Origin of the sequence: Shewanella indica, assembly GCF_002836975.1 — a bacterium.
GTDB classification, from domain to species: domain Bacteria; phylum Pseudomonadota; class Gammaproteobacteria; order Enterobacterales; family Shewanellaceae; genus Shewanella; species Shewanella indica.
In genome coordinates this window covers 232405-246382 of record NZ_NIJK01000029.1, presented here as the reverse complement: position 1 = coordinate 246382, position 13978 = coordinate 232405, and the positions used below count along the sequence as shown (strand labels likewise).

The following is a 13978-nucleotide window of genomic DNA, read 5'->3' as shown; positions in this document are numbered from 1 at the left end:
GGTCTCGTGTCATTATTTGTTATCCTGAGTGTCTTTAAGGATAATCCTACATGAAGTGTGGTCTTTAATTTTACTGCACTCGGTAGGTCGCCGCCGAAAGGGGTGACCCCCATCAAAACTCATAACGACAAGAGTGTGAGGACGCTATGAACAGACGTCAGTTTTTCAAACTGTGCGCTGCCGGGGCGGCAACTTCAGCCATATCTGCGCTGGGGTTGTTGTCCGAGAAGGCTTATGCCGCAGTTCGGGAATTCAAACTACTCAGAGCTAAAGAGACCCGCAACAACTGCCCGTATTGCTCGGTGGGTTGTGGCTTGCTTATGTATAGCCAAGGCAGCGGTGGCAAAAACTCTGAACATGCCATTTTTCATATTGAAGGTGATGCCGATCATCCGGTAAACCGTGGGGCGCTCTGCCCTAAAGGCGCAGGCCTGGTGGACTATGTTAACAGTCCGCACCGTCTGCAGTACCCTGAGTATCGCGCTCCGGGTAGCAATGAATGGAAGCGTATCAGTTGGGGCGAAGCTTACAAGCGTATTGCCCGTTTGATGAAAGACGATCGTGATGCCAACCTGATTGAGAAGAACGCCGATGGCGTAACAGTCAACCGTTGGTTGACTACAGGGATGATGACCTCATCCGGTATGGCGAACGAGAGTGGTTTTGCGACTCAAAAGTTTGCTCGTTCTCTTGGCTTAGTCGCCATCGATACCATTGCACGTAACTGACACTCCCCAACGGTAGCAAGTCTTGCTCCAACATTTGGGCGCGGTGCCATGACCAACCACTGGATCGACATAAAGAACTCTAATGTAGTGATCATTATGGGCGGTAATGCTGCAGAAGCGCACCCTGTCGGTTTCGGCTGGGTCACGGAAGCTATGCAACATAACAATGCCAAATTGATTGTGGTTGACCCTCGTTTCAACCGTAGTGCTGCTTTGGCCGATCACTATGCTCCTATCCGCTCAGGCACAGACATTGCGTTCTTGCTGGGTGTGATCCGCTATCTGATCTCCACCAACCAGATCAACTTCGACTATGTGAAGGCCTATACCAACGCCAGCTATCTGGTGCGGGAAGACTTTGAATTCCACGAAGGTCTGTTCTCAGGTTTTGATGAAGAGAAGGGCGACTACGATAAAGAATCCTGGTTCTATCAACTCGACGAAAACGGCTATGCCAAGGTGGATGAATCCCTTGAGCACCCTCGTTGTGTGTGGAACCTGCTGAAACAGCACGTAGAACGTTACGACTTTGCCACTGTCAGCAACATTACAGGGACACCGGTAGACGACTACCAAGTGGTCTGTGAGGCGATTGGCAGCACTTACACCAAAGACAGGGCGGCGACCTTTATGTATGCCCTGGGCTGGACTCACCACAGTAAGGGTGCGCAGAACATTCGTACCATGGCGATGGTGCAGTTGCTGTTGGGTAACATTGGCCAGTTGGGTGGTGGGGTTAACGCCTTGCGTGGTCACGCCAACGTTCAGGGTTCTACCGATATGGGTCTGCTGTGTCAGAGCCTACCGGGCTACCTTAAGCTACCCAATGATAAAGACGTCAATCTGCAGACTTATCTGGATCACTATACGCCTAAGCCGTTGCGTCCGGGTCAGACCAACTATTGGCAAAACTATCCCAAGTTCTTTATCTCGCAAATGAAGGGCTTCTGGGGCAAGCATGCCACAGCTGAAAACGACTTTGGTTATGACTGGTTGCCTAAGTGGGATCAGATGTATGACTTTGGCCGCTATCTCGACATGATGTATCGCGGTCAGATCAACGGTTGTATTGTGCAGGGGGTTAACGCGATTAACTCTATGCCAAACCGCAACAAGAACCTTAAGGCGTTGAGCAAGCTCAAGTATTTGATTGTACTTGATAACTTGGCATCTGAAACTGCGACCTTCTGGCAAAATGAGCCGGATTACAACGAAGTTGATACCGCCAGTATCCAAACGGAAGTGTTCCGTCTGCCCACAACCTGTTTTGCCGAGGAAGAAGGTTCCATCGTCAACTCGGGTCGCTGGATGCAGTGGCATTACAAGGGTGCCAATGCTCCCGGCGAATCCATGCCCGACTCTGAGATTGTGGCTGGTATTTTGCTGGAGATGAAAAAGCTGTATCGCGAAGAGGGCGGCAAACTGCCTGAGCCTGTGGAAGCGGTCAAGTGGGACTATGCCGATCCGCATAACCCAAGCTCGGTGGAGCTGACCAAAGAGTTGAACGGATACGATGTTAACACCGGCCGTCAACTGAGCAGCTTTAGTGAACTCAAGGACGATGGCAGCACCGCCTGTGCCTGTTGGATCTATGCCGGTTCCTGGACCGAGCAAGGCAACCAGATGGCACGCCGCGACAACCATGATCCATCCGGCAAGGGGGTTACCCCGGGATGGGCATTTGCTTGGCCTGCCAACCGCCGGGTGCTCTACAACCGCGCCTCTTGTGATGTCAACGGTAAGCCTTGGGATCCAAAACGCACCATAGTCGAGTGGAAAGATGGCAAGTGGGAAGGCATAGACGTGCCTGACTTCAACGCCAAGCTCAATCCACAAGACAGCGCGCACCCATTCATCATGCAGGCAGAAGGTGTGGGCCGTTTGTTCGCCCTGAAGCTGCTGAAAGAAGGGCCGTTCCCTGAGCACTATGAGCCGGTGGAATCACCAATCGGGACCAACCCATTGCATCCGAAAGTGGTGCACAGCCCAGTGCTGCGTTGGTTTGAGGGTGTGAAAGAAACCATAGGCACCAAAGAGGAGTTCCCTTACGCCTGTACCACATACTCGCTCACAGAACACTTTAACTTCTGGACGACTCACTGCCGTTTGGCGGCGATCTCCATGCCAGAGACCTTTGTGGAAATGAACGAGCAGTTGGCGGCAGAAAAAGGCATCAAGAATGGTGATTTGGTGAAGGTGAGCTCCAAGCGTGGCCACATCTTTACCAAGGCTCTGGTGACCAAGCGTTTGCAGCCACTGCAAGTCAATGGTCAAACGGTACACACCCTGGGTATTCCACGTCACGGTAGTCATAACGCCCTCACCAAGAAGGCATATACCTGTAACGTGCTGACCACAGAGATGGGTGATGCCAACACGGGTGTTCCTGAGTACAAAGCGTTCCTGGTGAACGTTGAGAAGGCGGAGGTCTGATAATGGCAACACAAGATATTATTCGACGCTCAGGCACCTCAGCGGCAACGCCGGCATCGCAAACTCGGATTGGTGATATCAAGCAGGTAGCAAAACTGTTTGATGCGACCAAGTGTAACGGTTGTAAGGCCTGTCAGGTGGCGTGTTCCGAATGGAACGATCTGCGTGAAGAAGTGGGCAGTTTCGAGGGCAGTTATCAAAACCCGATGAAACTCTCCGGCCAGGTCTGGACCTTGATGGAGTACAACGAGGTGATGGACGAGCGCAACAAGTTGCGCTGGCAGTTCACTCACTCAGCTTGTATGCACTGCGCCGATCCTGCCTGTCTCAAGGCGTGTTCGACCGCAGGCGCCATTATCCAGCACGCCAACGGGGTAGTGGATTTCGATTCAGACAAGTGTGTTGGTTGCGGTTACTGCGCCAGTGCCTGTCCGTTCGATATCCCCAAAATCGACCCCAAGGATAACAAGGCCTACAAGTGCACCATGTGTTCCGACCGCTTGGCAGTCGGACTGGAGCCTTCTTGCGTCAAGACCTGTACCACAGGCGCACTGCGCTTCGGTACTCGTGAAGACATGTTGTTCTATGCCGACAAGCGGGTGGCCGAGCTCAAAGAGCGTGGCTTTGCCAAGGCTGGGTTGTACAACCCGGAAGGTGTGGGTGGCACAGCGATGATGATGATATTGCACGATGTCACTCAGCCCGAAAGCTACAACATGCCGGAAGATCCACAGATCCCACTGTCTGTCACTCTGTGGCAGGACTGGGTCAAGCCTCTGGGTACTGTGGGGATCCTGGCAACAGCTGCTGTGGCTTGTCTGCACAAGATCACCGTTGGTCGCAACATAGTCGAAGAGGATCAACCCGGTTATCAGCCGCCTGAGGAAGATCAGCAAGCGGCTCAGAAAGAGGAGGACGGCAAATGAGCAAGCATCACAAGCAAGAGATGATAGTGCGTCATAAGCTGTTTGACCGCATCTGCCACTGGTTCATTGTGGCGGCAGGTTTGGTCACCTTTCTGACCGGGTTTTCGTTCTTTTATCCTTCCTTCCAGTGGATGGGGGCTATTGCGGGCACGCCTCAATTGGCGCGCTTCGTTCACCCCATTGCCGGGTTGTTTATGTGTCTGCCGCTGATGTTGATGTTGGTGCGTTACTACCATCACAACAAGTGGGAGAAGAACGACCTGAAATGGATGCTGTCCATCAAGGATGTGATGTTTGAGAACGAGGACAAGATCCCGCCAATCGGCCATTACAACCCTGGGCAAAAGGTGCTGTTCCGTGCTTTCGTGGTGACCTCCATCGGACTGACGGTGACTGGCTTCATCATGTGGCAGCCCTATTTTGCACCTTATTTCTCAGCCACAACCATTGGCTGGGCGATTCTGGTGCACGCCATCTGTGCTCTCATCATGCTGATTTTCGTGATGGTGCACTTCTGGATGGCGACCTGGGTAGAAGGTTCGGTTGCGGGCATGCTCTACGGCAAGGTCTCCAAGGCCTGGTGCCGTAAGCACCACCCCAGAATGCTGGAAGAAGATTCGGAAGCGGAGAAACACTAAATGAGTCAAACAGCCGAGATACCCCTGGCCCCCGGCAGCGAGTCGCCGCTGGAGCTCAAACCACTGAAAGCCGCCGATCCTGTCAGCGTTTATCTGCGCAGAGCCAAGCGTCTGGAAGTGTTGGCCAAGGACTCGCCGCTGGCTGATTACCTGGAGCTGTGTCGCCGTTTGGTCGCCGTACAGGCCAAACTGGCGGCGGAGGAAGACTTCGGTCTTCCTCCCGCCTGGGACAAGTCCGAGGGGTTGCCCCTCGCAGACTTGGGCCCCAGTGCCGACAGCTATTGGCAGAGTTTGCTGCAGCAACTGCTCAGTGAACTCCTGCCTCAGGTGGATGAGTCGGTCGCCCGGGTGCTGCGTCTTTTGATGCAACAGGCCCCCGAGCAATTGAGTGCCTGGGGGCAGGCGCTGCGTCAGGGCAACCTGAGTGCAGTGCCTGCCAGGTTCAGTCTGTTTCTGTGGGCTGCCATGGGGCTTTATTGGTCTCACTGGGCGCCGGCAGTTATTCAGCGCATGGATCAGCGCCAGGTCAAACAGCAGAGCCTGTGTCCGGTTTGTGGCAGTCATCCGGTTGCCAGCGTGATAGTCGATGAACCCAGAGCCGGTTTGCGTTATCTGCATTGCAGCCTGTGTGAGAGCGAGTGGCACTTCATACGTGCCCATTGCACTTGCTGCGGGCATGACAAGGAGATGACCCTCTGGTCTTTGGACGACTATCAGGCCGAAGTTCGCATCGAAAGCTGCGAGGCCTGTCATGGTTATACCAAGATGATGTTCCTCGAAAAGTCGCCGCTGATGGATGTGGCCGCCGATGATTTGGCGACCCTGATGCTCGACAGTCAGCTCAACGAGAAAGGCTATGGTGCCACCACAGTCAATCCTTTGTTGCTGGCCCACGAGACGGAAGACAGCGAGTAACCAGCTAGTAAGAAAGCCGGGAGGGCTAAGGCCCTCCCTTTATTCAGTCAATGATGAAACAGATGATGACCCAAACTGCCGATACCCTCAAAGACCTCTATCGGGCTTTGCCTTCCATGGATAGCCTGCTGGCCGAGCCAGCGCTGGCTCCGCTGCTGAGCCGCTTTGGCAAGGCCGCCGTCAAACAGGCGTTGGATGGACAACTTCGGCTGGCAAGAGCCGGGATAGGCCGTGAGCAACGCCTGCCCGACTGGTGTCACTCACACCAAGCCTTGTATGGCATTTTGGTTGATCAGCTGTCCAGCGATTATCGCCATAGTTTACGGCCGGTATGGAACCTCACCGGCACCCTGTTGCACACCAACCTGGGACGGGCGCAGCAGTCCGAGGCGGCCATAGAGGCCGTCACTTCTGTGATGCGTTACCCGACCCCACTGGAATTTGAGCTGCAGGCCGGCAAGCGCGGCCATAGAGACAATGCCGTCAGCTCACTCATTCACCGCCTCACCGGCGCCGATGCCTGCTGTGTGGTTAACAACAATGCCGCCGCTGTGCTGTTGATGCTGTCGGCGGTGGCCACAGGTAAAGAGGTGATAGTTTCCCGCGGCGAGCTGGTGGAGATAGGCGGCGCCTTCCGGATCCCCGACATCATGCGTCAGGCCGGGGTTACTCTGGTAGAAGTGGGCAGCACCAACCGAACCCATCTCAGGGATTACGAACAGGCGATAACCGAAAACACCGCCGCCATTATGAAGGTGCACACCAGTAACTACCATATTCAGGGCTTTACCGCCTCGGTGGAAGAGTCGCGGCTGGCGACCCTGTGCCGCGAGCATGATATTTCGCTGATCTCGGATCTCGGCAGTGGCTCGCTCACCGACTTGCGCCGCTTCGGGCTCAAGCAGGAACCTACTCCGCAGGCGATGCTGGCCGATGGGGTCGATTTGGTGAGCTTCTCCGGCGACAAGCTGCTCGGTGGCCCTCAGTCCGGGCTGATTGTCGGTAAACAGTCGCTTATCAATAAATTGCAAAGCCATCCGCTCAAGCGGGCGCTGCGCTGCGACAAACTGATTCTGGCGGCGCTGGAAGCCACACTGATCCACTATCTCAACCCGGAAACCCTGGATACTGAACTGCCTATGATGGCTAAGTTCGGCCGCAGTCAGCAGCAACTCAAGCTGCTTGGCAGTCGTTTACACCAGGCGTTGCAGCCCCTGTTTGCCCCCGGCTATCAGCTGGAGCTGGTGGAGTGCCGCACCCAGGTGGGCAGTGGCTCACAGCCGGATACCTTCCTGCCTTCGGTGGCGCTGGCGTTCAGCGCCAATCCGGGGGCTAGCCTGATTGAGCTTGAGCAACATTTCAAGCAGGCCGAGCGGCCGGTGATCGGCCGGATCAGTAATGAGCAACTGCTGCTGGATCTGCGCGGGGTAGACGATGAAGCCGAGCTGCTGGCCGAGCTGAGCACCCTGGGAGTATCGCTGTGATCCTGGTAACTGCCGGCCATGTAGACCATGGCAAGACCAGCCTGATTCGGGCCCTGACAGGGCAAAATACCGACAGATTGCCGGAAGAGAAACGCCGCGGCATGACCATAGATCTGGGTTATGCCTTTATGCCGTTTGCCGACGAACAACGGCTGGCCTTTATCGATGTGCCGGGTCATGAAAAGTTTATCAACAACATGTTGGTGGGCGTCAGTCATGCCAGACACGCGCTCTTGGTGCTGGCCTGTGATGACGGCGTGATGCCGCAGACCCGTGAACACCTGCAAATTTTAGCCATGTTGCCGCTTAAGAGCCTGACACTGGTGCTTACCAAGAGTGATCTGGTGGAGCGGGCCCGCATCGATGAAGTGGTTGCAGAGAGTGAGGCGCTGCTTTGCGAGTTTGCCCTCAAGGCCTCCGGCGTCTTTAGCGTTTCGGCCAGTAATGGCCAGGGGATCGACTCGCTCAGAGAGCATATTCTGGCGCTGGCATCGAGCGAGCTGCAGCTTGAGAAGGCTTGTATTGCAGCAGACGCGCAGCAGGCCTTTCGCATGACCCTGGATCGGGCATTCAGCGTTAAGGGCGCCGGTTGGGTGGTCACTGGCACAGTGATCAGTGGCAGTGCCAAGGTCGGTGATAACCTCTACAGCTCGGGTCAGAAAGACAAGCTGAGGATCCGCGGCATTCACTGCCAGGGACAGGAGTCGCAGACGGCGTTGCCGGGCACCCGCGTTGCCCTCAATCTCAGTGGTGTCGATAACCACAGAGCGCCGCAGCGCGGCGATTGGCTCAGCAGCTTGCCACAGCCGGATGCCTGTGGTCGCCCTGTGGTGCAGATCCGTGCCTTTGAACCTGTGACTCACTGGCAGAGCGTACATTGCCACCACGGCGCCGAGCATACCCTGGGACGCATATCCCAGTTGACCGAGGCTGATGAGCGCGGCTACTGCCTGGCTGAGCTGGTGTTGGATAAGCCGTTGTTATTATGTCAGGACGACCCCATAGTACTGCGTCACGCCAGTGGCAAGCACACCCTGGGTGCCGCCAGAGTGCTGGCGCTGACTGTACCCAATCGCAAGAAACGCACCGAAGAGCGGCTCGCTCTTATTGGCTGTCTCGCCGATGCCGAAACTCCGGCTGCCGCATTGGCTTACCTGGGTAGACAGCAGGCCTTGGCCGTGTCTGATTTGGCCTGGCGTTGGCAACTGACTGAAGCCGGTTTGACCCGACTCATTCAGGAAGCCGGACTCAGCCGCCACGGCGGCTTCCTGTTGGCACCTGAACTGCTTGAGGCCGAGCAGCAGCACTATTTGTCCTTATTGGAGCAATACCATCAGCAGCACCCGGATCAATTGGGGTTGGGGCGTAATCGCCTGCTGCGTATGAGTCACAGTAAGTTCCCCTTGCCACTTGCCAGTTTGATCCTGGAGCGCCTCTGTCGCGATCGCCGCATGGTACTGCGCGGCGCCTTACTGCAGTTGCCACAACACAGAATGACTTTGGATCCCCAAGCTGAAGCTTGTTGGCAGCGTTTATCTCCCTGGCTCGAGCAGCAAGATACCCCTGTGTGGGTAACTGAGATGGCCGAATATCTTGAGCTGGATCCGGGCGAACTGCGGCCGCTGTGCTTCCAGTTGGTGCAGCAAGGGTTTATCACCGCAGTGGTGAAAGACAGATACCTGCTCAGCAGTAAGTTGTGCCACTACGCGGATCTTATTCGTGGTCATTTAGCGCTAAAGGGGCAACTGGAAACCGCCGAGTTCAAGGCGATGATAGGTCTTGGCCGCAAGGTGAGTATCCAACTGTTGGAGTTTTTCGATCGCAGCGGTTTTACCCGCAGGAAATATCGCAGTAACAGTCGGGAGATCCGGGACGCTGAACTTTTCTGGTCCCATGAAGATTGGCGGAAGAACATAGGAGTCGAACCTACCCGGGACTGCTGGCAGCCCCACCCGGATTTGAAGTCCGGACGCCTCACCGGAGACGACGTTCTTCCATCGAAAGACACAAGGATAATAGAAAATGAATTCAGTTGAAGCAACCCTGTTTTTATTTACTTTATAAGTTTGTGATATAGCTCTTGTTTTATTTTAAAGTCTGTAAATTTTTATTATTTAGATAGGTTAAGAGGGTACTTATGGATTATTATTCGCATGACGTTGTCACCGAGAAACAAGTCACCCTTATGGAACAAGGGCAGGCTTCTGAATTAACTGACTACTTAGCGAACGAAGTGAGAATCGCCCTGGTCTATAACGGCATTGCCCACACGGTAATGTTAGCCAGTCCGCAGGATCTCGAAGCCTTTGCTATCGGCTTTACCCTGTCGGAGCGCATAGTCAGAAATATAAATGAAATCAAGGGTATTGAACTTGAGCATACCGAAGAAGGTGTGCTGGTTCAGATTGAGATAACCCAAAGATGTTTTATGGAATTAAAGCAACAAAGACGCAATATGGCCGGTAGAACCGGTTGTGGACTTTGCGGTGTTGCCCAACTTGAAGAAGCGGTTAAACCTGTTATTCGAGTTGATAATGGTGCCGAGTTTAATATCAACAATTTAAAGGTTGCTTTGAATTTTGTTAAGGACAATCAACAGCATTTTAAATTAACTGGCGCCACCCATGCTGCAATGGGTTTAAATAATGATGGGCATATTATTGATGCCTATGAAGATATTGGAAGACATATAGCACTGGATAAGTTAATTGGTGCCTTTTCACAGAAACATGCCGAGCGGCCAATCGCGGTTTTATTGACCAGCAGAGCCAGTTTCGAGATGGTGCAAAAGGCTGCCAGTGCCAATATTCAGATTCTTTTTGCCATGTCCGCCGTGACCTCACTGGCGTTGGAGTTGGCCGAGAAGAGCAACATCACGCTGGTGGGCTTTTGCCGCAACGGTCGTGCGACGCTCTACACCCATGGTCACAGACTGACGGGGTTGAGCCGCGATCGCCTGGCCAAGGCCATTTAAGTAAGTAAAGACAAAGTCCTCGCGGGACTTGTTCGCCCTTTCTTTAGCACAGCGCCTACTGTCTGCTCATCATCGTTGTTAAACACTGTTTATGGCCGGTCGGAACCCAGTTTCGGCCGGTCTTTAGTGCTTTGATGATGCCAGACAGCCGTCGTTTGCTGCACTCCAGCGGTTTTATCGCCGTAAAGGCATGAAATAAGGTGCGACAGGTCAGTTGCTGTGGGCTGTTTGTTCGCACCTTACAAAATGGTTGACGGACACCCAGTGTCCGTTTTGGCAAGGTCTCGTTCATTAGGGTAATGACATGACATGGCAACAATTTAAACAACAATATCTGGTCCGTTTTTGGGCTCCCATGCCGGCTGTTATCGCTGCTGGTATTCTTTCCACTTACTATTTTGGTCTGACCGGTACCTTCTGGGCCGTGACCGGCGAATTCACCCGCTGGGGTGGCCACTTGCTGCAAATGCTCGGTGCCGAGCCGGAAACCTGGGGTTATTTCAAGGTGATAGGTCTGGCCGGTACGCCGCTGGATCGCATCGACGGCATGATGATTATCGGCATGTTCGGTGGCTGTATCGCCGCGGCGCTATGGGCCAATAACGTCAAGCTCAGAATGCCACAGAGCCGGGTGCGCATCATGCAGGCCCTGGTTGGCGGCATCATTGCCGGCTTCGGCGCCCGTTTGGCCATGGGTTGTAACCTGGCGGCCTTCTTTACCGGTATTCCGCAGTTCTCGCTGCATGCCTGGTTCTTCGCGCTGGCCACTGCCGCCGGTTCTTACTTTGGCGCCAGGTTCACCTTGCTGCCCATGTTCCGCATTCCGGTGGCGCTGAAGAAGGTCACCAAGGCCAGCTCGGTCAAGCAGGATGAAAACCAGGCCAGAAGGCGTTTTCGTATCGGTATGCTGGTGTTTATCGGCATAGTCGGTTGGGGACTCCTGACCCTGTTCAACGCACCCAAGCTGGGTATTGCCATGCTTTGCGGTGTCGGTTTCGGTCTGCTGATTGAAAGGGCACAGATCTGCTTTACCTCGGCATTTCGCGACATGTGGATCACCGGCCGTACCCATATGGCCAAGGCGATCATCATAGGTATGGCGGTCAGTGCCATAGGGATTTACAGCTATGTGCAACTAGGGGTTTCACCCAAGATCATGTGGGCTGGTCCCAACGCGGTTATCGGTGGCTTGCTGTTCGGTTTCGGTATAGTGCTGGCCGGTGGCTGCGAAACCGGTTGGATGTACCGCGCCGTGGAAGGGCAGGTGCACTTCTGGTGGGTTGGCCTGGGTAACGTTATCGGCTCCACCATTCTGGCCTACTACTGGGACGACTTGGCCGAACCACTGGCCACCAGTTGGGACAAGGTCAACCTGCTTTCCAGCTTGGGGGACAAGGGCGGCTTGCTGGCCACCTACCTGATGCTGGGCCTGGCGTTTGTCGCCATGCTCGCCTGGGAAAAACAATTCTTTGCCCGTAAAGCCAAACGGGATGCACAACTGACTGCGGAGGCCGCGTAATGAGCCAATATACTCCTGATTACCAATTGGATATGGTTGGTGAACCCTGTCCATATCCCGCTGTTGCCACCCTGGAGGCCATGCCCCAGCTCAAACCCGGTGAAATTCTGGAAGTGATCAGCGACTGCCCACAGTCGATCAACAATATTCCATTGGATGCCAAGAACCACGGTTACAAGGTGCTGGAGATAGAACAGAACGGCCCGACTATCCGTTATCTGATCCAGCGCTGAATTAACATTAATTTCCGCTGTTTCAATCGTTCAAAGACGCTGCTTTTGCAGCGTTTTTTTATGCTGGTTTAATGGTGGGCTATTGCGGGAGCCAGGCATCTGGATATGAGCGGTATTCGACTTTCGAGCCAGCTGAAAGTCGTGCGCCGATGGCCGCCATGACTCTATGTCAGATTTGCACTGCAACGAGTTAAAGGCAAATATAAGCTGTGGTTCGGCTCTTCCCTACATCAAGGAGCAGTAATGAAACAGGTTATTTTTGATACTCCAGGGCAACCGGAAGTGCTCTATTTGGCTGATGCCGAGATCCCTACTCCCGGCCCGGGGCAGGTGTTGATCAAGGTGGCTGCGGCCGGAGTCAATGGCCCGGATTTGGCACAGCGCAAGGGCAACTATCCGCCTCCGGCAGACGCTTCCCCCGTGTTGGGGTTGGAAGTGGCCGGCGAGATAGTGGCATTGGGGCAGGGCGTAGACCAATGGCAAAATGGGCAAGCGGTCTGTGCCCTGGTGCCTGGCGGTGGTTACAGTGAGTATGTGCTTACCTGGGCGGGGCATTGCTTGCCTGTGCCCAAGGGCTGGAGCCTGGAAGAGGCTGCAGCGATTCCCGAGACTTTCTTTACCGTGTGGGGCAATCTGTTTATGCGAGCCGGGTTGCAGCCAGGCGAGACAGTGCTCATTCACGGCGGTTCGGGCGGCATCGGCAGCAGCGCCATTGCCCTGGCCAAGGCTTTTGGTGCCAGGGTACTGGTGACTTCCGGTAGCCCGGAGAAATGTGCCTGGTGTCGGCAACTGGGGGCTGAGCTTGCGATTGATTACCGCCGACAGGACTTTGTCGAACCTGTAATGGACTGGACCGAGGGCAAGGGGGTCGAAGTGGTGCTGGATATGGCTGGCGGCGACTTTGCCAACAAGAATCTCAAGGTACTCGCCTGTGATGGCCGCATGGTGTCTATTGCCATGCAAAGGGGAGCCAGGGCTGAAGTGGATATCTTTCGCCTGATGGCCAAACGCATTGTTTGGACCGGCTCAACCTTAAGGCCTCAAAGCGTCGCGGCCAAGGCGGCAATTGCTGCCGAACTCAAGGCCAAGGTCTGGCCGTTATTGAATGAAGGTGCCCTGAAGCCACATATCTTTGCCCGTTTTTCGCTGCAAGATTGCGCTGCTGCACATCACTTGTTGGAATCCGGCAATCACTCGGGCAAGGTGGTGCTGACACTGAAGTAAGTAGCTACTGACGCGCCACTCCCTATGGCTGCTGAATATTCCTTCGGCAGCTTTTTCTTCATTGTTGCTGGTTGGCTGTAACATGCAGCCTTAAGGCGTTTGCGTGCAAAATTCAACTTGCCCTGGTGGAAATTTCGGCTAAAGTCCTTTGTGAGAGCACTCTAGGGTGCTGTCATGAAAAATTAATCGTTATTTAGTTGGAAAAATCACGGTTTGCAGCATTGATTCTCGGAAAGATTCTGTAAGAATACGCACTTGAAAACGCCACCTTCCAAAGGTGGAAACCTATTTGTGGCAAAGTGAGCAGTAGTGCGCTTCTTTGGCCGAAAAACTTTAGGGAAGGCGTGAGCAAGTCTAGGCACAAAGCGCAGCGACTTATTGGCAACTTCTCTGGTGTATGTGTTGATTTAAGGGTATTGGCATATATGTATAACACTGCAAAGAAACAAGTTTGGTATGGCGAGCTCAGAACCGCACGTGGCAATGCTATCGTCGTCCATGACAATCAGTTACCCGAGGCATCTCCTGGACGTATCTACCTGTTCAACTCTCAGCGCAATGCGATTATTGAATATGTGGAAGATATAGTTAAACCCAACTTGCATGATCTGGGTGAGGATGAAGCCAAGGCTGCCGAGCGTGAGTTCGGTAGTGCATTCAAAGCGGTCCGCAGCGAGTTTATGCAAAAGCAGCAGGCCAGAGTCAATCTGAACAACGTCAAAGACAGCGCTCCCGCGCGTAAGCCCAAGCCGGAACCTGAGGTCGAGGTTGAAACCGACAACATGGGTGATGATTTCGATGACGATTGGGATGACAGCTTCGACGACTGATATCCCTATACCCGGCCGTCCGTCTTCAGTTTACTGAAGCGGTGGCCCGGGTATACCGGACAGTCGAATACTGA

Annotated in this window: 10 protein-coding genes, 1 tRNA gene and 1 pseudogene; 11 read left to right on the top strand and 1 reads right to left on the bottom strand. The window is 54.2% G+C overall.

The features are described from left to right. Nucleotides 1–146: 146 nt before the first annotated feature. The 6 genes and pseudogenes from fdnG to selB all read left to right on the top strand — a co-directional run. Nucleotides 147–3161 (top strand): formate dehydrogenase-N subunit alpha, encoded by a 3015-nt coding sequence (fdnG, locus tag CX650_RS10095; RefSeq protein WP_101095719.1) that lies wholly within the window; start codon nt 147–149, stop codon nt 3159–3161. Nucleotides 3162–3163: 2 nt separating this feature from the next. Beyond that, nucleotides 3164–4087: a formate dehydrogenase subunit beta gene (gene fdxH, locus CX650_RS10090; protein WP_039033520.1), complete on the top strand. Its 924-nt coding sequence runs from the start codon at nt 3164–3166 to the stop codon at nt 4085–4087. Further along, nucleotides 4084–4725 (top strand): formate dehydrogenase subunit gamma, encoded by a 642-nt coding sequence (locus CX650_RS10085; RefSeq protein ID WP_039033519.1) that lies wholly within the window; start codon nt 4084–4086, stop codon nt 4723–4725. The genes fdxH and CX650_RS10085 overlap by 4 nt, the downstream gene beginning before the upstream one ends. Continuing rightward, nucleotides 4726–5640 (top strand): formate dehydrogenase accessory protein FdhE, encoded by a 915-nt coding sequence (fdhE, locus tag CX650_RS10080; RefSeq protein ID WP_039033518.1) that lies wholly within the window; start codon nt 4726–4728, stop codon nt 5638–5640. A 62-nt stretch (nt 5641–5702) separates the two neighbouring features. Further along, nucleotides 5703–7124, top strand: a complete 1422-nt coding sequence (selA, locus tag CX650_RS10075) for an L-seryl-tRNA(Sec) selenium transferase (protein ID WP_039033576.1) — start codon at nt 5703–5705, stop codon at nt 7122–7124. Then, nucleotides 7121–8956, top strand: a pseudogene (gene selB / locus CX650_RS20620) (selenocysteine-specific translation elongation factor); the annotation flags it as partial. The gene selA and the pseudogene selB, both read left to right, overlap by 4 nt. A 69-nt stretch (nt 8957–9025) precedes the next feature. On the opposite strand, the gene CX650_RS20035 reads toward selB, so the two are convergent. After that, a tRNA-Sec gene (locus CX650_RS20035) sits at nt 9026–9120 on the bottom strand. A gap of 141 nt (nt 9121–9261) precedes the next feature. Here CX650_RS20035 and fdhD point away from each other — a divergent pair. From fdhD to CX650_RS10045, 5 genes are all read left to right on the top strand, one after another. Next, complete coding sequence (gene fdhD, locus CX650_RS10065) at nt 9262–10098, top strand: formate dehydrogenase accessory sulfurtransferase FdhD (protein ID WP_101095717.1); 837 nt, start codon at nt 9262–9264, stop codon at nt 10096–10098. 304 nt (nt 10099–10402) lie between these two features. Further along, the gene (gene yedE / locus CX650_RS10060) at nt 10403–11617 is read left to right on the top strand and encodes a selenium metabolism membrane protein YedE/FdhT (protein WP_039033515.1); all 1215 of its coding nucleotides are present in this window, start codon (nt 10403–10405) and stop codon (nt 11615–11617) included. Beyond that, on the top strand, nt 11617–11850 hold the full coding sequence (yedF, locus tag CX650_RS10055) for a sulfurtransferase-like selenium metabolism protein YedF (RefSeq protein ID WP_025010175.1): 234 nt from the start codon (nt 11617–11619) through the stop codon (nt 11848–11850). Before yedE ends, yedF begins: the two co-directional genes overlap by 1 nt. A gap of 243 nt (nt 11851–12093) precedes the next feature. Beyond that, nucleotides 12094–13074, top strand: a complete 981-nt coding sequence (locus CX650_RS10050; protein ID WP_101095716.1) for an NAD(P)H-quinone oxidoreductase — start codon at nt 12094–12096, stop codon at nt 13072–13074. A gap of 425 nt (nt 13075–13499) precedes the next feature. After that, nucleotides 13500–13904, top strand: coding sequence for a hypothetical protein (locus CX650_RS10045; RefSeq protein WP_039033513.1), 405 nt, complete (start codon nt 13500–13502; stop codon nt 13902–13904). Nucleotides 13905–13978 lie beyond the last annotated feature (74 nt).